The following is a 20187-nucleotide window of genomic DNA, read 5'->3' as shown; positions in this document are numbered from 1 at the left end:
GATGAATTCGCTTGTCAACACCAGGATGCGGACCGCACTGGCGGCCGCGTCGGACGACCAGATCATTTTCGACCTCGCCGGAATCGAACGCGCCTACGACTCGCTGGTCAGCGAGTTGCCCGGGAGCGCCATCCGGTTCGCGATGAAAGCCTGCCCGGTGGACGAGGTGCTGGCGAGCCTGGCCCGCCGGGGCGCCGGGTTCGACGCGGCGAGTCCCAACGAGATCATCCAGGCGCTGGGCACCGGTGTGCCGACCGAACTGGTGCACTACGGCAACACCGTCAAGTCCGACCAGAACATCATCGACGCGTACCAGTTGGGCATCCGCGACTTCGCCACCGACAGCATCGCTGACGTCACGGCGATCGCGGCGTACGCGCCGGGCTCCCGGGTGTTCTGCCGGCTGGCGACCACGGGCGCGGGAGCTGTGTGGGGCCTGAGCCGCAAGGCAGGCTGCTCGGGTACGGACGCGGTCCGCGTGCTGGCGACGGCCAAGGTGAAAGGCCTGACGCCATCGGGTCTTTCGGTGCACGTCGGCTCGCAGCAGATGACGGCCGCGGCGTGGCAGGACGCCTTCAACCGGCTGGCCGGGGTGCTGATCGCGTTGTCCCGGCTGAACATTCGGATCGACCACGTCAATCTGGGCGGCGGTCTGCCCGCACTGGGCTACCGCAACCGGGCGGGCCACGCGCTCAACCCGCCGATGGACGAGATCCTCGCGACCATCCGCACCGGGATGTGCAGGCTGCGCGAGGTGGCGGGCACTCCGTTGGATTTCGTCATGGAGCCGGGACGTCACCTCGTCGCCGACCATGGCGCGATCCGGGCGCACGTGTCCCGGCTGTCGTCACGGCGGCAGCTGACCGGTGACCGTGAACACTGGTTGTACCTCAGCTGCGGCAAGTTCAACGGGCTGTACGAGATCGACCAGCTGCAGTACCGCTTGGTGTTCCCGACGCACGTGGACGGCGAGTACGTGCCAGCCGTCGTGGCGGGCCCAACGTGCGACAGTGACGACACCTTCGGGCATGAGCACAACCTCGTGCAGGTGCCGGTCGAAGTCGCATCGGGCGATCCAGTGTGGATCCTGTCGTGTGGCGCGTACTCGACGAGTTACACGACGCAAGGGTTCAACGGGTTCGCCCCGCTGCCGGTCACGTTGTTGCCCAGTGAGCAAATGGCACACCTCGATGCTTGCTGAAACGGTGTGCGTCCGGCCCGTAGTGGCGGCCGATTGGACCGCTATCGCTGAGCTGGAACACAGTGTGTACGGGCCCAAAGGTCTGTCCGAAGGCCGGGAAGTACTGGAATCACGGGCGAGCGCGTCACCGGAGACGTGCTTCGTTCTCACGGCGGGTCACCGGATCGCGGGCTATGTCCTGGCAATGCCTTATCCGGAGGGACAGTTCCCGGATCTGACCGAGCCGGAAGCCGCCGGTCGCACTTCCCGCAACCTGCATCTGCACGACCTCGCCATCGCCGCTGCCTTCCGGGGCAGCGGCCTGGCGAGGCGCCTGCTGCGCCACCTCACCGCGACGGCACTGTCCCGGGAACACGACCGGATCTCGTTGATCGCCGTTGCGGGCAGTGCAACGTTCTGGTCCGCCAACGGTTTCCAGCCTGCCCCCGGAATCGCGGTACCCACAGGCTACGGCGACAACGCCGTGTACATGTCCAAGGCCATCTAGGAAGGCATTTATGCGCAACGAGTTCCGCCGTGCCCAGTTGGCCATCGCGGCATTGTTCTGTTCCCTCGGCTTTCAGTACGCGAGCTGGGCGGCGCGGATCCCGGTGATCAAGACGTCGCTCGAGCTGTCCCCGGCGGAGGTCGGGGTGCTGTTGCTGGCGACGGGCGTGGGCGCGGCGGCGGCGTTCCCGCTCGTGTCGCTGCTGATGAAGCGACTGGGATCACGACGGCTGGCGAGTATTTCCTGTCTTGGGCTCATTGTGGTGCTGGCGGGAATCGCCGCGGCGCCGAACTATCCAGTCGCCCTGGTGGTCATGCTCGCCGACGGTGTGCTTGTGGCGTGCCTCAACGTCGCGATGAACGCGCAAGGCGCTGCGCTCGAAGTGAAGTTCGAGCGCAATACGATGGCGAAGCTGCACGCCGTGTTCAGTGGTGGCACCTTCGTCGCCGCACTGCTGGCTTCGGGGATCACCACCGCGACCGAGTCGCTTTCCGCGCATTTCGGTGTCGCCGCCGTGATTCTGCTGGCGTTGACGGTGTTCGCGTGGCCAAGGTTGCTGCTCGAAGACCTGCCCGCGGAGGAGAAGAAGCGCGGCCGGCTGACGTTGCCGTCGCGGGTGACCGCGTGGCTGGGGCTGGCCATGGTGTTCGGCACGATCACCGAGGGCGCCATGAACGACTGGTCGGCGTTGTACCTCAAGGAGGTCGCGGCGGCCCCAGCGGAACTGGCACCGATGGGTATCGCCGTGGTGTCCGCCATGATGGTGCTCGCCCGGCTGTTCGCCGACGGTTGGCGTGCACGGTGGGGCGACCGGCGCATCGTGATCACGGGAGCCACGCTGGCAGCGGCCGGTTTGGCCGTCGCGTTGCTGCTCGGCGGTCTGGTGCCTGCGTTAATCGGGTTTGCGTGCGTCGGCTTGGGTATGGCGGCGGTGACACCGTGCCTTTACGTCGCCGCAGCCAAGGAAGGTCCGAACGCACTCACTCTCGTGGCGACTATGGGAACGACGGGTTTGCTTGCTGGGCCTCCTGTGATCGGCTTCATCACCGACGCCACCACTTTGGTGTGGGGCATGGCAGCCGTGGCGTTGTCCGCGTTGCTCGTCACCGCGTGCGTGGCGCAGATCCGTTGGCACGCACGCAGTGAGGAGAAGGTCCTGGCCTGAGTGAGGGCGGCGGGTTGTCCCCGCCGCCACCTCATCAAGCGGGAGCGCGATGTTGCCCTTCCACCCGCTCGGCGAATTCTCGCCACGAGTCGCTGCACTGGCGCGCGATGTCCGCCACCGAGTTCGCACCATGCCCTTGCGTCTCGGCCACCAAGGCAAGCCACTCCTCCCCGCCGATCACGTGGCTGCCCAACCATCGCAGCAACGCCCGGCCGGAGTCGGTGTAGCGCAGTGACGGATCGACCAGCAGGACCTCCATCACCATCGTGATCACCCGCTGCGGGATCAGCTCGGCCGGTTCGCCGCCGCGGACCTTCGCCGACTGCGGCACGGGATCCTCGCCACGCAACACCCGCTCACGGACGTCGGCCGCGGTTCCCAGCGAAATGCCTGCCTGTTTGGCGATCTGCCGCAACGGTGTCCGCGGATTGGCTTTGACCAGTTCACCCGCGGCCCTGCGGCCTTCCGCACTGCTGAGCGGGCGGCGTTTGCCGTCCCGGCCGATCCGGACACGCAACGACGTGACGTCCACAGCGGAGTCCCGGCGGATCCCGGAAACTGTCTTGGCAGCTAGCCCGGTCGCCGCCGCGATCGCCCGGTCCGACCACTGCGGATGGGAGATCAGGATCCGTGTCGCCGCGGCACGCCTGTCGTACAGCGAAAGCGGCAGTCCGTGCGCCACGTTGAGCCGCACGGCGAGCAGAAACACATCCTCGTCGGTTCCCTCGACAAACCGCGCTTCGATCGTTTCCCTGCCCAGCAGCCGTGCGGCCTTGACGCGGTGCATGCCGTCGACGATCCGCATGCTCGGCCGGTGCACCACGATCGGCGGCCAGGGTGTTTCGGACTCGGCCAGCGCCTGGACGTGCCCGGGGTCCTCGGCCTGCAGCCGCGGCGAGTCCGCCGGGCGTAAGGACGCGATGGCGACCGGCTCGGTCGGCCCGTCCGGACCCATTTCGAACAGGGTGCGTTTCCCCCTGGTCATCGTCAATCAGCTCTCCCCTCGGCGGATGGACTTCCCCCGGCTACGACGTCCTCTCGACCTGGCCCGGCCCGATTCATTCGGGTCGTGAAAAAAGCCGGCCCGTCTCTCCCCTTGTTCTTCCCAGGCATGATCTCCACTGGTTTAGACCAATACCACCGTCCCAGCAGCCGCGCCGCCCTGTCAAGGGTGACACGGAAGGCGTCCGGTTTCAGACAACATCCAATTGGCATGGACCACACGGAGTTCGTTAATCGGCAACATGAGCAGCTCGGCCGTCCATAAAGGACCGAGCACAAGGGAGCCCAGCTGTTTCGGGCGGCCTTCCGGGCAAAGGGCACGCACCCGTCCGGGCGGCGTTCACCGGCAGGGCGGCTGGTAGTCCAATCCTGGGAAATACGTCTGCCATTCGCCCTGACCGACAGCCGGATGGGCAAGCGCGCAGACCCGTTGAGCGGCCCGGTCCACATCGATCTGCCACAGCCGGGCCGTCCGGTCATGGCTGCCTGTGGCCACGGTACGGCCATCGGGGCTGAACACGACGGAGATCACCACTCCGGCGTGGCCGGCCAACGTCGCCGCTTCCCGTGGACTGCCGGGGTCGCGGACATCCCAAAGCCGGGCGGTTCGATCGTGGCTGCCCGATACCAGGGTGGTGCCGTCGGGGTTGAAGGCAACCGAGGTGACCGTCTCCGTGTGACCCTTGAGTACACCGAGTTCCTTGGGGTGGGCCACGTCGGAAATGTCCCACAGCCGCACGTCGTGGTCCCAACTGGCGGTGGCAAGAACGCGACCGTCCGGCCGGAACGCGACCTGGGTGACGCGGGAGGTGTGCCCACGCAAGGCGTTGACCTCGCGCGGCCGGGCTGGATCGCTGACGTCCCACAGCCCGGTCGTGTTGTCCGCGCTCGCGGTGGCCAGGATCCGACCGTCCGGACTGAACCGGACCGAGGTGATCGGCTTGCCCTCGATGGCACCCAGCGGACGCGGGCTGTCCGGGTTGCTGATGTCCCACAGCCGGACCGCGTCCCCGCCGACCGAGGCCAGGATCCGGCCGTCCGGACTGAACCTGGTCGACCACACCGCCTCGGTATGCCGGATCTGGCCCAACGGCCTTGGGTGCGCCATGTCCCGGACGTCCCAGAGACGAGCGGTCTGGTCGTCATGGCTGGTGGCCAGCAGTTGCCCGTCGGGACTGAAGAGCCCCGACCACACAGTGGTCTGCTGCTTGATCACCGCGAGTTCGCGAGGCCTGCCGGAATCGCTGATGTCCCACAGTCGCACGGTCTGGTCGTTGGCCGCGGTCGCCAACGTGCGCCCGTCGGGACTGAACACCGCTGAGCGCAACGAGTCGGCATGCTTGCCGAATACGACCTGGGCAAGGTTCTCGACGCGCGTTGTCTTGTCCGCGCTGCTCGTGACCAGGCTGCGGCCGTCACGCGTGAACGACACCGACCTCACCAGGTTCGTATGTCCATTGAGGATCGTCACTTCTCGACGGTCGGGGACGTCCCACAGCCGCACGGTGTAGTCGTTGCCACCGCTGGCGAGGTAGCGGCCATCGGTACTGAACGCCACTGTGTTGACGATATCGGTGTGCCCGTTCAGGACCGCGACTTCACGGCGTTCACCGACACCCCACAGCCGCGCGGACTTGTCGCTACTGGCCGAGGCCACTGTGGAACCGTCCGGACTGATGGCGACACCGTTGATCGCCCCTGGAGCCGAGAACGTGGCAGTCTCACGGCGTTCCCGCGCATCCCACAGCCGAACGGTCTTGTCGTTGCCGCCACTGACTATTGTTGCCCCATCGGGACTGACCGCCAGCGCTCGCACGCCGCCCGTATGTCCGGCCAAGGAGGCGATTTGGCGGTGTTCCCGGACGTCCCAGAGTCGTATCGTCCTGTCGTTGCTGGCGGTGGCAAGCGTGCCGTCCGGGCCGAAGGCCACAGCGTTGATCGTGCCCGTATGTCCATTCAGGACACCGAGTTCGCGTCGCTCGCGGACGTCCCACAGCCGCACCGACTTGTCGTTGCCTGCTGTGGCAAGCGTGCCGTCCGGTCCAAAGGCCACAGCGTTGACCACATCGGTGTGCCCGGTCAGCGTGCCGAGTTCGGTCACGTTCTGCGGGTTGCTGATGTCCCACAAACGCACGGTTTTGTCCGAACTCGCTGTGGCCAGCACGCGACTGTTGGCATCCGCTGCCGACGCGAGCACCTCGGCGGTGTGCCCGGCGAGCCTGCTGGCGATCGGAGTCGACGTCGTCGCGAGCAACCTGTCACGGGTCTCGGGGATCGCACTGAGCTGGTACGCGGCCAGGCTGAGCTGGCTGGCCAGCGCGGGATTGGTCGCCTCCAGCGCCATCGCGTCATTGACTACCTTGCGCGCGAGTGCGATGTCGCGTTGTGCTGTGGCGTCGCGCTGGGATTGGATCGCGTAGACCGTCGCCGCGGACGCCAGCATGAGCAGGACCGCCAGCAACGCCACGAGCTGACGGAGCCGACGAGTACGCCGCCGGGCCGTGGCTTGCTCCACGGCCAGCGCCTGCTGGCTGGCCTGGAGAAAGTCGCGTTCCCGCTTCGTCAGCATCTCGCCGTGCGCCGCGGCCCAGTCGCTCGCGCTGGCCAACCGCGTGCCGCGAAGGAGTGCGCCCGGGTCGTGCTCGGCCGACTCCCACGCGTCGGTCGCCTCGGTGAGCTGCCGGTGGATGCGCAGCCCTTCACGGTCGTCGGACAGCCAATCCCGGAGCCGCGGCCAGAAACGGATCAACGCCTCATGGGCGATATCGACCGACTCGCTGTGCAGCGTCAGCAACCGGGCATCGGCCAGCCTGTCCAGCACGGCCCGCGTGTCCGGGTTGTCGGCGTCCAACTCACGCTGGCGCACACGGCGCTTGGTGTCCTCGGTGCCTTCGCCCAGCGCGACGAGTCGTAGGAAGATCCGACGAGCTGTGTCCCGCTGGTCCTCGTCCAAGCCGTTGTAGACGTCCTCCGCGGTACGCGCGATGGCGTGGTGAATTCCGCCCGCCGCCTCGTAACCGCCGAGGGTGAGCCGGGCTCCGCTGCGCCTGCGCCATGTCTCCAGCAACGCGTGCGACACCAACGGCAGGACCGCGCCCTCACCGGCGGTGTCGGCGATCAACTTGGACACCAACGCCGTTTCCACCATGCAGCCCGCGCGGGCAGCGGGTGCGGTGATGGCCTCCCGCAGCTCGTCGGCGGACATCGGGCCGACCAGGACCTGGGCGTCGTCCAGGGCTTCCACGAGTTGCGGGTACTGCGCGCAGTGCCCGTAGAAGTCTGCCCGGACTCCGATCACCACGCGGGTACGGCTGGTGTCCGCGTTCGCCGCGTGGACCAGGGCCGCGATGAACCGGGATCGTTGTTCGCGGTCCGTGCAGAGCGTGAAGGTCTCCTCGAACTGGTCGATGACCAGGAGCAGGTCTGTGCCGTCCGGCTCGCTGGCGACGGCCTGCCGGACGAGCAGATGCAGGTTGTGCGGATCCGCGTCCAGTTCGGCACGCACCGAACCCGCCGTGCCACCGGTCAGCGCGGCAAGGCGGACCGCGCACTCCTCCATCGGGTTCGGCCCCGGCGTGAACAGCACGCTCGGCGTGGTCGTGCCGGCGACCAGGCCCGCTCTCAGCAGGGACGACTTGCCCGAGCCGGACGCACCGAAAACCCCGGCGAACCGCCGCTGGCGCACCCGCGCCCGCAGCGCGTTGACCAGCTTCTCCCGCCCGAAGAACCGGTCGGCGTCAGCGGGCTGGAACGCGGCGAGCCCGACGTACGGCGGGACCTCGTCGTCCACCCTCGCCGTCGTGGCCTGCCGGTCTGCGAGGGCGTGCCACCGCTGCTCCCACTCGTCGCGGTCGCCCCCGCACGCGTCCACGTAGGCCAGCGTGACCGCGAGGCTGGGCCGGGTCCGGCCGTTCGCTGCCTCGGACAGGACACTCGGCGAGTAGTGCGCGACCTTGCTCAGCTCACGGTAGGTGGGGCTGCCCGCCTTGTCCCGCAGGTTGCGCAGGTCGGCGGCGAACCGGAGCAGAACCTCGTCCGCGGACTCGAGCGGACGTTCTGGTCGTGGCACAGCGCGTCCTGATCCTTTCGTTTTCCCGTCACACGCAGTATCGCATTGGTTGATTTTGATTGATCGGCGGTTACGCTCCGGCGCCGAACAACCGATCTGCCGTAGACACGCTGTTATGGGCGAGCTGGGGACGCCGGTGATCATCGGCCGGGAGACGGAGCTGGCACGCGTCACGTCATTGCTTGACCGTGGCGTGGCCGGTCTCTTGCTGGAAGGGACAGTCGGGATCGGCAAGTCGACGGTCGTGGCGGCGGCCGTCGCGCAGGCGAAGGCCCGTGACTGGACGGTGCTCCAGTGCAGCCCTGCCTCCACCGAGACTGGCTATGCCTACGCCGGGCTGGCCGACCTGATCACCGAACTGCCGGACATCCCGGCGGTGCAGCGCCGGGCCTTGGAAGTCGCCATCCACCGCGTGGACGCCGATCAACCGGCCGATCCGCACGTGGTCGCGGCCGCCACGGTCAGTGTGCTGCGTGCACTCGCCGCCGAAAAGCCGGTTCTGCTGGTCGTTGACGACATTCAGTGGCTGGACGCGGAGACGGCCGCCGTCCTGGATTTCGCAAGCCGCAGGTTGGGCGGTGCGCCCGTTGCTCTGCTGGTCGCTCGGCGCGCCGAGCATCCGGGCGCACCGCCATGGGGTCTTGACGAGCAGCTGTGGTTGTCCGGCATGACCGAGGCCCAGCTGCACGGCGTAGTGCATCACCAGCTTGGCCGGAGCCTGCCGCGACCGGTGTTGACGCGGCTGAACGCGGTTTGTCAGGGCAACCCGATGATGGCTGTGGAGATGGCCAAGACTCCGGACGGTCCCTTGCCCGACTCGTTGGTGCGGTTGGTGCCGTCTCGTCCCCAGTCGGGAGACGTGCTGCTCGCCGCGTCCGCGATGACGTCTCCCACGGTGGAAGGTCTGCGTGCGGCACTCGACGACGACGTGACCGCTGGTCTTGAGGCTGGTGAGCTCGCCGGACTGATCGAGGTGCACGGCAACACGGTGACGTTCGCCCATCCGCTGTTCGCTGCCGTGATCTACGGCGAAGCACCCGCGCCACGGCGACGCGCCGTTCATCGCCGTCTCGCCAAGGTCGAGTCAGATCCCCGGCACCTCGCGTTGGGCATCATCGGCCCGGACGAGCCTGTCGCCCAGAAGCTGGAGTACGCAGCCCTGGCCGCCGAGCCCATGGTCGCAGCGGAGTTGTTGACGCTGTCGAGGTCGCGGACACCGAGTCACGCGACTGCCGCGAACGGCAGGCGCGTCGTGATGCTCGCTGACGCGTTGTTCTCGTCGGGCGATCTCAACGCCGCCCGTGAGCTGCTGGACGAGGAGATCCCTGGCCTTGCCGCCGGGCCGTTGCGGGCACGTGCGCTGATGGTTCGCGGCACGATCGCCTGGCACCAGGAAAACGGTGTTGTGGCCGCGAAGCTGCTCGAGTCCGCACTGGATGACGCCAAGGCCGACCAGGAACTGACCGGTCAGCTGCACGCCCGGCTGTCGGTGTTCTACGAGACCGACCGCGCCGAGGCGCACATGCACGCTGAAGAAGCCGTGTCAGCCTTGGCCGAGTCGGACTTGCTGCCTGGTGCGTTGATGAACCTCTGCCACACCTCGGCCCAGCTCGGCCTGCCGCCGCGGACGGACTTGCTTGACTGCGGCCTCGACGACCCGGCCAGCCCAGTGCCCGGCATGTGGTACCTGGCCGTCGACTCCACTGTGGACCGTGCCAGGGACAGGTTCACCACGATGCTGGCGCGTGCCGACGTGTCCAGCGAGGCCGATCTGCTCACTCGGCTCGGCGAGGTGGAACTCGTCGCCGGCAACCTTTCCGCGGCAAAGGAATACGCGGATTCCGCGACGACGGCCGCGATGCAACTCGGCCAGCCGTTCGCCGACCGTCCACGCCGATTGCGCGCGTTCGTCGACGCGCACGCCGGAGAGCTCAACGAAGCTAGACAGATCGCGGAAGACGGCGCCGACCGTGCCGAAGCCAACGGTGACCTCGCGATAGCTGTCGGCTACCTGAGTGTGCTCGCGTTCATCGCCGCCTCCGAAGCCGACCCGGCGGCGGTCGTCGGCTACACCGGACGCAGCCGCCGGCACCTGGCCACCATGGGGATCAAGGACCCTCTCGGCCGGGATGATCCAGCGATCGAGCGAATCTGCGCGCTGGCCGAGCTTGACCGGCTGGCGGAAGCCTCGGCGGAGCTGGCCGAATTCGAACAGCGCCACGCCCGGTTGCCCAGGCCGTGGATGGAACCAGTGCTGGCACGTGCCCGCGCCACCATCGCAGCCGCCCACGGCGACTTCTCTTCGAGCATCGACGTGAACCCGCAGTGGAGCCGATTCGATCAGGCCCGGGTGCTGTTGCTGCGCGGGCGCCTCCTGCGCCGGGCACGCCGCCCAGGCGCGGCCGCGACGACGCTGACCTCAGCGGAGGCGATCTTCTCGGAGCTGAAGTACCCGCTGTGGGCGGCGATGGCCCGCGCCGAGCTGGCCAGGGTCAGCCGCCGCCGAAGCGCCGCCGCCCAGCTGAGCGAGACCGAGCAACGCGTCGCCGAACTGGTCGTCAGCGGCATGACCACAAAACAAGTGGCAGCAACACTGTTCATGAGCCCACGGACAGTCGAGTCACACGTCGCGCGGGCGTACCGGAAGCTCGGCATCCATTCGCGTGCCGAACTCGGCCGTGCGATGGCCGGGTGACGCTGTCGTCAGACGAGCTTCATCCGGAAGACAGTGATGCACAGCGCGAACCCGGCGAGCTGGAGGACAGCGATCACGATCATCGCTTTTCGCATCCCGGCGTTCCAGAACCCACGCCGGATGGTCCTGGCGAAGTCACTGTCCATGGGTTCGTGCAGATGAGGCTCCATCTGGCTGAACACCCTGGGCATCTGGGTTCTGACATAGGTGGTGATCAAGGCGGTTTTCCCGCCTTGCAACGCCGACTCCAGCTGCAGTGCGACGAACGCGAACGGAATGACGTGGCGGACTATGTCCCGTTGGGCGAAGGCAAGGATCAACGGAACAACCGCGGCCATCAGGACCAAGATGGCCTTACCTTGCACGATGCCATAGGCGAGCAACGCTGAGTCCAGTGCCGTGCAGAAGCCGGTGAGCTGGACCATCAGGCTCGTCTGGTGCCGGACCGTCTCAATCGCCTGCTGGAGTTGAAAACGCTGGAATTCCTCGGTCGGCTCGGGCGAAGCGGCTTGGGTCATGGGGCACGGTACCGGCACGGCATCGCCCGGCCGGGTGATCACCAACCGCGGCTGGCCGTAACCTATTGCCATGACTGCAGAAGAGCGCTCGGCTCAGATAGCCGACGTCCTGTCGACTGAGTTCGCTGCGCTGATCGCTTTGGACCGTGCCGCGTTCCGCCGCAAGTTCCGCAAGATGGCGGCCTCACCGTTCGCGTTCTACCGTGGCAGCGCCTGCTTGTTCTACGCGGACATGACCGGTGAGTTCGCTGCCAACGATTTTCTCGACGAGCGCACTAGCCGGGTGTGGATCCACGGCGACTTGCATGCCGAGAACTTCGGCACCTACATGAACGGGTCCGGGCGGCTCGTGTTCAACGTCAACGATTTCGACGAGGCCTACGTCGGACCGTTCTCGTGGGACCTCAAGCGGCTCGCGGCCAGCGTTGCCTTGGTCGGGTACGCGAAGGCGTTGTCGGACAAGGTGATCACCGAGCTGGTCACTCGCTTCGCCTCGGCTTACCTGACCGAGTTGCGGGCCATTGTCGCAGGTGGCGAAGAGGCGATCGGCTCGATCACGCTGGACAACGCCAACGGCGTTCTGCTCAGGGTGCTGCAGCGAGCCCGGCTCAACACCCGGGTCGAACTGCTCGCGCAGCAGACCACACTCGACAATTACGAACGCCGTTTCGCTGACGGTGACGGCGTTTTCCGGATCGACGAGGCGACCAAGCAGGCCGTCCTCGGCGCGTTCGAGCAGTACCTGGACACCCTCCCCCATCCGGCATCCACCCTGCAGTCTGTGGCCACACAGGTCAAGGACGTGGTGCTGCGCAAGGGAGTCGGCATCGGGTCCGCCGGGCTGCCTTCGTACAACCTCCTGCTGGAGGGGCACACGGAAGCGCTGGAGAACGACGTTGTGATCTACATGAAGCAAGCCCAGGTGCCCGCGGTCGCCCGGCACATCGACGATGCGAACGTGCAGGGGTACTTCAAGCACCAGGGGCACCGGACCGTGGAGTCGCAGCGGGCCCTGCAGGCATACGCCGACCACTGGCTCGGTTACACCGAACTGAACGGGATCGGTCAGGTGGTCGCCGAGGTGTCGCCGTATGCGGCCGACTTGGACTGGTCCGATGTGAACGAACCGGACGAACTAGCCGGTGTGATCGGTGATCTCGGCCGCGCGGTCGCCCGGATGCACTCGGTCGCCGACGACGAATCGGACCACGACCTGGTCGACTTCGCCACCGAAGAGGCCATCGTGGCCGCAGTGGACAAGGACGAGAACGGGTTCGTCGCGCACCTGGTCGACTTCGCACACGCTTACGGCGCGCGGACCAGGCAGGACCATCAGATCTTCGTCGACCTGTTCCGCAACGACAAGATGCCCGGTCTGTAGTCAGGTTCTCCCCCGGATGGCCCATGCCCTGGCAGTCAAGGGAATGGTGCCGTCCGGGTTGGACGGCAGGCTCGCGCGAACACGGTCTCGCAGGGCCTGTCGTCGGTCTTCAGTAAGAGACATGACGTAGGCGGGCGCCGGGCCTTGGCCGCCGAGGAAGGGCGTCCAGTAGTCGTCGAAATCGACGAAAACCGTTGGCACGTCGACTGCTTGGACCGTGACGTCGCGCAGTCCGGCGCCGGTCCACAATCGACGGAGCGGCTCAGGTCTGCACATCGGAAAACGACGTCCCTCGTCTGGGGCCGCCGCGTCGAGTGCGGTGGCGGCGTCCCAGAAGTGGCGCATCATTTCCATGCCTTCGGCGTAGTCCCAGACATAGGCGGCGACGATGTCGCCGGCTCTGGCGAACTGGGCCACGGCAAGCTGCGCGTCCGGCACGAAGTTGAGCGCCAACCCGCTGACCACGACATCGAACCTGCCGTCGGGCAGGGTTAGCGCGTCGCCTACTTCGAAGCTGGCGCGTGAGTCGTTGACGCGTGCACGCGCAGTGGCCAGAAACCCTTCGGACGGATCGACGCCGACGACCTCGGCCGGGTCCGCCGCAGCCAGCACGGCTGTCGTCAGCGCACCCGTGCCGCAACCCACGTCCAGCCAGCGCAGCCCAGTTGGCAGGCCTAGCCGACGCACGAACACCTCCGCCACCTGACGGCTCCACCGTCCGACGTAAGCCTCGTACGCGTCGCCAACAGCCCACGTGTCCTGCATTCTTCCCAGCCTACTTGGCTTAGATCCGGCGAGCGGTCCGGAAGCCTCGGGAGTACATGCCGCCATCGTCCAATAGGGACGTTCCACCGACATCGCCGAGGGTCGGGCCGTTGATGCGCTCGCGGCTGGACATGAAGCGGTGCCGGCCGTCCGAGTCGACGCCGAGGTAGATGCCCGCGTGGTCGAGTTCGTCCGCGCCGCCCTCGACTTCGAAGAAGACCAAGTCACCTGCCTGCAGGGAGTCGTACGCGGTGACGCGCCGTCCGGTGTTCGGTATCGGTGTGATCCCGGGGCCGAACTCGGCCATCGCGTACGCCCGCCGCGGCAGGCCAGGCCCGGCGGTGTTCGTGCCAAGCAGCGGGTAGTCCATCCGGTAGCCGTACACCAGTCGCACGAACCCTGAGCAATCGACGGCACCGTAGTGGTCGCTGTCCGGCTTGGTTCGCGTGCCGTCCTCGAAGGACCACGGCACGCCGAGGTAGTCGTAGAAGTCCGAGCGTTCCAACCGGCCCGCGCCCGTCGCCGCCACCGGCCCGAACGCGGCGTCACCACGGAACCGTACGCCCTCGGCATTCTTCTGCGCGGCGGCACCATCGATGTACTCCATCGCCACGGCGAGCACGTCCGGTGTGTTGTCGCTCAACGCTTTGGTCAACCATGGCCGGAACCAGTCGGCTTGCTCTTCGCCTTGCTTCCACGCTTGCGGCGCCAGCCGAACCCAGGCGTTGGTCGTGACTTCGGCCTTGGTTGCCTTGGGTTCACTGAATGTCCGGCTCGGGCCGTTGAGAACGACGGTCCTCGCGCCGTCGGTCATCGTTGCGGTTATCGCTTGCCCCTCACGCACGACCGTGCGTGGCGGGTTGTCCAGTCGCTCGAACGTGTAGCCCTCGCTCACGGCCTGCGGACGGGCCTGCGGCTGTTCGGTGCTGGGCGTGGATGGTTCCTGGTCGAAGTAGATGAACGCGGCGGCGGCCACACCGATCACCCCGAGCAAGGCACCTGCCCGTAACGCGGTAGACATGTCACTTCCTGCCTTTCCTCAGGTGGTCGGCACCAGGCCGACCAGCACGCCGCTGATCAACACCCCGTAGCTGGCCAAGCTGACCGCCGTGGTGCTCAGCACGGTGGCAACCGGCGGCTGCCGCACAAGCTGGTACGCGATCAGCCCTGGCACAACGAAACCGAGCGTCTGATGGGCGAACAACAACGGGAAATCGCTCTGGATCAACACGAACAGCGACGTCTGCAACAACACCCCGGTCAGCACGACGGCGGCGAACAGCCGTTTGCCGTAGAGGATGACAACCCGCTGCAGGATCTTCGTGAGGATGAAGGTCGCGGCCGTGGTGGCCACGATGATCCCGGCACGCCGGTAGTCCTCGACCATCGTGAGAGCCAGCCAGCCCGGCGTGATCATCCCGCCCGGGGACAGATTGGTGGCCAGGTAGCACACCAACGAGAACACCAGGCCGATCGCGAGTCCAAGGGTGGCGACCTCGCTCAGCAGATTGCCCGCGATCATGACCCGCTCCCCGGTGGTATGCGGGGTAATGGCGTCGTCTCATGTATTGATGACGGCCGCCGCGGCACAGGGCTAGGCCGGAAACCAGTTCGAGGGTCCGTGGTAGTCCGGGACCCACTGACAGGAACAGGCTGGGATCCAGGTCTTGCCTCCACAGGCGGTTGAGATCCGACCGACGGCCGCTCAGCGGCAGGCCACGATTCGGTCGGCGCCTGTTTCAGTGTGGCCAATTGCTCGAGCAGCACTTCCCCCTGACCATGAATGTTGCCGATGCTCACCAGCGAGACCTCACCGGCCATCCCTTCAAGCACGCCTGCCAGCAGCTTCTCCGGGTCCTGCCGTCCCCCGAGGTCAACGACCTTCCCCGGCCAATCCGCCGGGATCGTGGCACGCGCACTGCGGGTCGACTCGCCGATCAGGACCACCCGCTCCGGTGCGATCTTCGGGATCAGCGCACCCATCTGCCCGTTGCGTTCCATCCGGTCGGCCCGGCAGTTGATCACCACGTGCACCGGGCGTCCGATCGCGCCGCTGTTGAGCAGCTGCTCGATGTTCATCAGCGTTGATTCCGGGTCGTTGGCCGCGAAGATGTTCGCGAACCTCAGCCGCAGGCTGCCCACCTGATACCGCTGCACGGACAGAACCCCGGGATCGGGCGCCGCCGCCCACATGCCCGCGAGCGCGGACTGCCGGTTCACCCCCAGCAAATCGGCGACCGCCAGGGCGATCGCGACGTTCTCCTTGAAGGTGATCCAGCTGAAGCCGGCCATCTGGTCGTCGGTCACCGACGACGCGTCCACGGCGACCAGCTTGCAGTCCCGTCGGGCGGCCTCTTCCTGCAGGATGTGCAGGCGTTCCTGCTCCGCTGTCACGCACACGCCGCCGACCGGCATCGAGCGGCTCAACGACCGCGCGACGTCGTCCAGCGTCGGCCCCATCTCGGCCAGGTGGTCCTCGCGGACGTTGCACAGCACACCGATGGTCGACTGGATCAGCTTGCTCTGGTTGATCTCCTGCAGGTCCGGTTGCACCGCCATGCATTCGATCGCCAGCACGTCCGGTTCGTAGGCCGCGGCTCGCCGCACGATGCCGATCTGCTCGACCACGTTGGCGATGCCGAACTTCCGGTACACCGGTTCCTCGCTGCCGTCGGGATGGATGAACCGCGCCGCCGTGCCGGTCGTCTTGGCCACGGTCACCAGCCCGCCGCCGCGCAACGCGCCCGCGCACAGCCTGGTGATCGAGCTTTTGCCGCGAATTCCGTTGATCAGCACGCGGGTGGGGATCCGGCGCAGGTTGGCGTAGTGCCGTCGTTGCTCGACCACGCCGAGGACGAGCAGCGCCAGGCAACTGGTCGCGAAGACCACGAACAGGAACAACACCGGTCAGACCTCGGCTCGGGATCGACGCGGCGACGGTTCGGCGAGCGGGTCGTCGACGATGATTCGCGGCAGTTGCGTGGTTTCCTCGGTGGCGGTGCCCTGTGGACGCCGCGCCGAGCCGAGTCTGCTCACGCCGTCGGACAATGCCTGCCGGCAGATCTCCAGGCAGCACGCGATGGTGCCGATTTCGTCCTGCCGCTGCGGATAGATCACGTCGGTGAACTTCCCGGCCGCCGCGACCGCGCGCAGCGGCCGGATCAGCACCAGGTAGTGCCAGCCGAACAGCAACACCGCGAGCAACCCGCCGATCAGAGCGACGAGCATCGCTCCGTTCCGCACCTCGTTGCCGGGCAGGCTCAACTCCCGCACTGGCTTTTCCGACAACACGGCCCACGGCAGGTCGTCCACTGATCGCGCGGTGATCACCGCGCGGTCCCGGCCTTCGCCTTCAACGCGGCCGATCGTCCGCCCCGACAGTGCGTCGGTGACGCCGCGACGCACACTGTCGCCCCTTATCTGTTCGAACGCGACGAAGCCGTCCGTCGCGGCCAGGGTGCGGAGCTCCGAGTTGACCAGTCGCACCCGGCCAGGGGCCCGCCGCAGCAGATCCGAGAGGTGGTCCACGTCGAATTCCGCGACCAGCGTGTAGTTCCCGTCGGCCAGCAACGCGTGCGCGAACAACACCGGCACCCGGCCGGCGGTGTCCTGCAGCCGGACGCCCGGGTCGGCAGGCAGCACGTTGATCCCACGCAGCGGCGGCCTTCCCGCCGACGTCGCCGTCACGACCCCGGACTGGTCGATCACGTACACACTGCGAAACCGGTCCTGCCCGGCGAGCTCACGCACGACAGGCAGCAACGCGGACGGGTCCTTCGTACCGTTGAGGCCCGCGACTGATCGCAGGTCGGTCAGGCCGTCGTTGACGGTCCGGCTGATCGTCTCGGCCGCGTTGCCGACTTGGCTGCGATGTCCGCTGACCACCGAGTCCGGTACCCGGGCGACGCCGCCTCCGACTGTCACCATGACCCACCCTGACCAGGCCAGGACACCAAGCGCGGCAATGAAGACCGCGACGCGGGCGGACAACCTCGGGCGGCGCCGCACGACAGGTTTCGGCTCGTCACGTAGTTTCGTGCGGCAGTACTCGATGGCCGCGGCGATCCGGCGAGTCTCCGACGAGTGCGGCAGCCGGACGCGATCCGCCAAGTTCCCGCTCGCGACCTGCAACGCGTCCGCTCGCAACCGGCGGACCGGGCCGACCAGGGTCGCCCGGATCAGTCCGAACCCGACCAGCGCGACGATGACCAGCGCGAGTGCCGGTCGCAGTCCTTGCCTGGCAGGCCCGGCCTCGGTAACGGGCGCACGGACAACCGAGAGCAACGCGAGTCCAAGATCCGTGCCCACCGGCGCATAGGCAACGACCAACGCCCGGTTGTCGCCAGGTTCACCGACGTAGCTGCCGGTCTGCCCGGCGCTGGCCGCCGCGGCGGCGCTGGCGAGCAGCGACTGCGCGGCCGCGTCATCGGTTTTCGGCAACGTGCCCCGGGAATCGACTATCTGGCTTTCCTTGTTGGCCAGCACGAGCCCGTGCTGCAAGTCAGCATCGACTGGGGCGGCGGGGATGCCGGCGAACGTGACCGCGGTCAGCATTCGCGCCGGGTCGCCGGGCAGTGGCACGGAGACCTGCATCCGCAGCTGGCCGTCCTGCCCAACCACAGGCGTGACTGACGCGTCGGTGGCGGCCGCGACGGCCTCGCCGCGGGTGACGATCGGCTTGCCGGTGGACCGTTCCGCCAGCGTCAGGCCGCGCCACTTCGGCTGGTTCTGGTTCACCGCGGCGAGCAGGTCCGCCGGCTGGCTCGCCGGATCCGAGACCGTGACCGCGGCGCGTAAGTCTGACGCGTTCTGTTCCGCCGTCGCGGCCAGGGATTTGGCCAAGCTCTCCACCAATGCCTGCTGGGACTCCACCACCGCCTGGGGTGCGGAAGCATCCGGTTCTCGCAGCTGTACTGCGCAGAAACCGGCAAGCAGGATCAGCAGGAGCACCAGGACGGTCGAAGGAACGCCGACGCCAGCGGGAAACCCGCCTTCCGCCAGCTGGCCCTCCAGATCCGTACGCCTGCGCCCTTTCCTCTTCAGCCTCAAGGCCACTCCGATACGTCGGCTGCGGTGGCACACCTCGCATACGGATTCATGCGCGCGATGGTTCATCCAGGCGGGAAATCACTGGCAGCCTCTACACTGCGCGGCGATGACCTTACGTGCGCGGCAGTGGATACCCGTCGTCACCGTCACCGTCGCACTCCTGGCAGGAGTGGCCGTGCTGGTGGGTATCAGTGGCGACGACCCGCCGCCTGCGGCCGCCGAGCGCCCGCCAAATCTCGACGATATGTTGACGGACTTCGCCGCCAGGTTACAGCCGAACGCGTCCTATCAACCGCCGACTGCGGACGAGCGCAAGGACGTGGTGGCCGCTCTGCGGCTTGTGCAGGGCCCCGATCGGGATCGCGCGGCTGATTCGTTGCGGTCTTTGGGCTTCACGATGACCGTGGACACCGATGCCGTGACAGGCAGGCAATACGCGCTGGTGGTCAGCCAACGGGCATGGGGCGCATACGTGGTCGATCTGTCCAAGCCGACGCGGGTGGCCGTTGAGGTGCCGCACCCGAACTCCGATCTCGGTACCGAACGGATCGGGCTGGCGATGTTCCGCGCCATGCCAGGGTCCACGCTCCTCGTCGCGGGCACCCACCGCCGGGTCGAACGTGGCGACGTCGCGCACCGCACCGACTCGGCGTTCCACGCCGTGGCCGCCGACCTGGCCGAACGGGACGTTCCCCAGGTCCAGGTGCACGGCTTCCACGACGACAGCCTGCCGGACACCGACGTGGTGATCTCGCCTGGTGCCGGCAAGCCCGGATCGGCGATCCGGCGGGTAGCGGACGCGATCGGTGATGCCGGCCTGGTGACCTGTCGTTCATGGGACCGTGACTGCGGCAAGCTGGAAGGCACCCGCAACGAGCAGGGCAAGGTTGCCGCCGAGCACGGCGCCGTCTTCGTCCACGTGGAGACCAGCCGCAGCGTCCGTGACGCTGAACAACAGTGGACGAAGCTCGTCCAGGCTATCGCCAGCGGATTGATCGACTAGGCGGCGTCCAGCCGGACGAAGGCAAGGTCCTTCAGGTCGGCCCGCAGTTCGTCCAGGTGCTCGTACACCGCGATCGCGCCATGGTCGACGAGCTCCGCACGGCACGTACCGCCGGTCAACGTGCCGACGGCCGGGAGTCCCAGCCGGGTTGCCGCGTCGCAGTCCCAGACCGAGTCCCCCACAACCGCCGCGCGGTCGGCCGAAACCTTGCCCAGCGCCACTTCGAGCAGCTCCGGCTCGGGCTTCGTGGTCGAGACGTCCTCCGAAGACGTCCACGCCGCGGCGATGTCCCGTGCGTCCAGCAGGTCGATGTAGTGCTCAACATGCTCCGGTGGACCGGAACTGGCCAGCACGACAACGATGTCCACGCTGGCGGCCTCGGACAACAGCCGGTGCGCGCCCTCGAAGGGGTGCACGAACTCGATCAGCGGCTCGTACTCCTCCGCCCACGCCTGCCTGACCTGGTCTCCGAGGTCGGCCTCCGCCTTCTCCCCCACCAGGTGCGGCACCAGCTGGTCGCCGCCCATGCCGATCGCCCGGTGGATCCGCCAGCTCGGCACCACCAGGTCAAACCGCAGGAATGCCCGATGCCAGGCCACGGTGTGCAGGTAATTGGTGTCGACCAGCGTCCCGTCCACATCGAACAACAAGCAGTCGGTCATGGCAGCAGAGTGCCCAACCGGCCAGCCTCACAACCATCGGCGCGGTAACCGTGTCACGACCGGCATCACCACGTACGTCATGGCCGGTTGAAGACGGCCGTCGCTGGACCGTCCTCAACGGACAGTCGACGGTTTCAACCCGGCGGCCGAGGGAAACCTTCCTCTGCGAGGACAACGGGTCCTCCCAGCG

Annotated in this window: 15 protein-coding genes; 6 read left to right on the top strand and 9 right to left on the bottom strand. The window is 67.3% G+C overall.

The genetic code is table 11. The annotated features are described in order from the left end of the window. Nucleotide 1: 1 nt before the first annotated feature. Genes B9C43_RS06795 through B9C43_RS06785 form a run of 3 tightly spaced genes read left to right on the top strand, consistent with a single transcriptional unit; the run spans nt 2 to nt 2853 of the window. The gene (locus tag B9C43_RS06795) at nt 2-1201 is read left to right on the top strand and encodes a type III PLP-dependent enzyme domain-containing protein (protein ID WP_084425123.1); all 1200 of its coding nucleotides are present in this window, start codon (nt 2-4) and stop codon (nt 1199-1201) included. After that, nucleotides 1170-1688, top strand: a complete 519-nt coding sequence (locus B9C43_RS06790) for a GNAT family N-acetyltransferase (protein ID WP_084425122.1) — start codon at nt 1170-1172, stop codon at nt 1686-1688. Before B9C43_RS06795 ends, B9C43_RS06790 begins: the two co-directional genes overlap by 32 nt. A gap of 10 nt (nt 1689-1698) precedes the next feature. Further along, the gene (locus B9C43_RS06785) at nt 1699-2853 is read left to right on the top strand and encodes an MFS transporter (RefSeq protein ID WP_084425121.1); all 1155 of its coding nucleotides are present in this window, start codon (nt 1699-1701) and stop codon (nt 2851-2853) included. Between the two features lie 34 nt (nt 2854-2887). On the opposite strand, the gene B9C43_RS06780 is transcribed toward B9C43_RS06785, so the two are convergent. Together B9C43_RS06780 and B9C43_RS06775 are read right to left on the bottom strand one after the other, a co-directional pair. Then, entirely contained in the window at nt 2888-3838 is a 951-nt protein-coding gene (locus B9C43_RS06780) for a ParB/RepB/Spo0J family partition protein (protein WP_084425120.1), read from the bottom strand. A 357-nt stretch (nt 3839-4195) separates the two neighbouring features. Further along, nucleotides 4196-7924 carry an nSTAND1 domain-containing NTPase gene (locus B9C43_RS06775; RefSeq protein ID WP_235038461.1) on the bottom strand — a complete coding sequence of 1243 codons (3729 nt, stop codon included), beginning with the start codon at nt 7922-7924 and terminating at the stop codon, nt 4196-4198. 115 nt (nt 7925-8039) lie between these two features. Between B9C43_RS06775 and B9C43_RS06770 the strand changes: the two genes are divergently transcribed. Next, nucleotides 8040-10619, top strand: coding sequence for an AAA family ATPase (locus tag B9C43_RS06770; protein ID WP_084425119.1), 2580 nt, complete (start codon nt 8040-8042; stop codon nt 10617-10619). Between the two features lie 8 nt (nt 10620-10627). On the opposite strand, the gene B9C43_RS06765 is transcribed toward B9C43_RS06770, so the two are convergent. Beyond that, nucleotides 10628-11209 carry a hypothetical protein gene (locus B9C43_RS06765; RefSeq protein WP_084425118.1) on the bottom strand — a complete coding sequence of 194 codons (582 nt, stop codon included), beginning with the start codon at nt 11207-11209 and terminating at the stop codon, nt 10628-10630. Here B9C43_RS06765 and B9C43_RS06760 point away from each other — a divergent pair. Next, the gene (locus B9C43_RS06760) at nt 11208-12518 is read left to right on the top strand and encodes a DUF2252 domain-containing protein (protein ID WP_084425117.1); all 1311 of its coding nucleotides are present in this window, start codon (nt 11208-11210) and stop codon (nt 12516-12518) included. The two genes, B9C43_RS06765 and B9C43_RS06760, sit on opposite strands and share 2 nt — an antisense overlap. On the opposite strand, the gene B9C43_RS06755 is transcribed toward B9C43_RS06760, so the two are convergent. Genes B9C43_RS06755 through B9C43_RS06735 form a run of 5 tightly spaced genes read right to left on the bottom strand, consistent with a single transcriptional unit; the run spans nt 12519 to nt 18332 of the window. Beyond that, nucleotides 12519-13283, bottom strand: a complete 765-nt coding sequence (locus B9C43_RS06755) for a class I SAM-dependent methyltransferase (RefSeq protein ID WP_084425116.1) — start codon at nt 13281-13283, stop codon at nt 12519-12521. Nucleotides 13284-13302: 19 nt separating this feature from the next. Beyond that, the gene (locus B9C43_RS06750) at nt 13303-14304 is read right to left on the bottom strand and encodes a C40 family peptidase (RefSeq protein ID WP_084425115.1); all 1002 of its coding nucleotides are present in this window, start codon (nt 14302-14304) and stop codon (nt 13303-13305) included. Nucleotides 14305-14322: 18 nt separating this feature from the next. Further along, nucleotides 14323-14805: a poly-gamma-glutamate biosynthesis protein PgsC/CapC gene (locus tag B9C43_RS06745; RefSeq protein ID WP_084425114.1), complete on the bottom strand. Its 483-nt coding sequence runs from the start codon at nt 14803-14805 to the stop codon at nt 14323-14325. Then, nucleotides 14802-16187, bottom strand: coding sequence for a poly-gamma-glutamate synthase PgsB (gene pgsB, locus B9C43_RS06740; protein ID WP_084425113.1), 1386 nt, complete (start codon nt 16185-16187; stop codon nt 14802-14804). The genes B9C43_RS06745 and pgsB overlap by 4 nt, the downstream gene beginning before the upstream one ends. A 3-nt stretch (nt 16188-16190) precedes the next feature. Then, nucleotides 16191-18332 carry a HAMP domain-containing protein gene (locus B9C43_RS06735; RefSeq protein ID WP_160096377.1) on the bottom strand — a complete coding sequence of 714 codons (2142 nt, stop codon included), beginning with the start codon at nt 18330-18332 and terminating at the stop codon, nt 16191-16193. Nucleotides 18333-18438: 106 nt separating this feature from the next. Between B9C43_RS06735 and B9C43_RS06730 the strand changes: the two genes are divergently transcribed. Further along, complete coding sequence (locus B9C43_RS06730) at nt 18439-19335, top strand: hypothetical protein (protein WP_084425111.1); 897 nt, start codon at nt 18439-18441, stop codon at nt 19333-19335. Here B9C43_RS06730 and B9C43_RS06725 read toward each other — a convergent pair. After that, a complete protein-coding gene (locus B9C43_RS06725) occupies nt 19332-19997 on the bottom strand; it encodes an HAD family hydrolase (RefSeq protein WP_033393955.1) in 666 nt (221 codons plus the stop codon). The two genes, B9C43_RS06730 and B9C43_RS06725, sit on opposite strands and share 4 nt — an antisense overlap. Nucleotides 19998-20187: the final 190 nt, after the last annotated feature.

This window comes from Kibdelosporangium aridum (genome assembly GCF_900176515.1).
Taxonomy (GTDB): domain Bacteria; phylum Actinomycetota; class Actinomycetes; order Mycobacteriales; family Pseudonocardiaceae; genus Kibdelosporangium; species Kibdelosporangium aridum.
Note: the sequence above shows the minus strand (reverse complement) of the source record. Positions and strands in the feature narration are given on the sequence as shown.

Bases quoted from the DNA above. Each gene is read 5' to 3' on its own strand.
- B9C43_RS06755 (WP_084425116.1), bottom strand. From the start codon at position 13,283: ATGCAGGACACGTGGGCTGTTGGCGACGCGTACGAGGCTTACGTCGGA.
- B9C43_RS06750 (WP_084425115.1), bottom strand. From the start codon at position 14,304: ATGTCTACCGCGTTACGGGCAGGTGCCTTGCTCGGGGTGATCGGTGTG.
- B9C43_RS06780 (WP_084425120.1), bottom strand. From the start codon at position 3,838: ATGACCAGGGGGAAACGCACCCTGTTCGAAATGGGTCCGGACGGGCCG.
- B9C43_RS06730 (WP_084425111.1), top strand. From the start codon at position 18,439: ATGACCTTACGTGCGCGGCAGTGGATACCCGTCGTCACCGTCACCGTC.
- B9C43_RS06770 (WP_084425119.1), top strand. From the start codon at position 8,040: ATGGGCGAGCTGGGGACGCCGGTGATCATCGGCCGGGAGACGGAGCTG.
- B9C43_RS06785 (WP_084425121.1), top strand. From the start codon at position 1,699: ATGCGCAACGAGTTCCGCCGTGCCCAGTTGGCCATCGCGGCATTGTTC.
- B9C43_RS06795 (WP_084425123.1), top strand. From the start codon at position 2: ATGAATTCGCTTGTCAACACCAGGATGCGGACCGCACTGGCGGCCGCG.
- B9C43_RS06765 (WP_084425118.1), bottom strand. From the start codon at position 11,209: ATGGCAATAGGTTACGGCCAGCCGCGGTTGGTGATCACCCGGCCGGGC.
- B9C43_RS06745 (WP_084425114.1), bottom strand. From the start codon at position 14,805: ATGATCGCGGGCAATCTGCTGAGCGAGGTCGCCACCCTTGGACTCGCG.
- B9C43_RS06725 (WP_033393955.1), bottom strand. From the start codon at position 19,997: ATGACCGACTGCTTGTTGTTCGATGTGGACGGGACGCTGGTCGACACC.
- B9C43_RS06760 (WP_084425117.1), top strand. From the start codon at position 11,208: ATGACTGCAGAAGAGCGCTCGGCTCAGATAGCCGACGTCCTGTCGACT.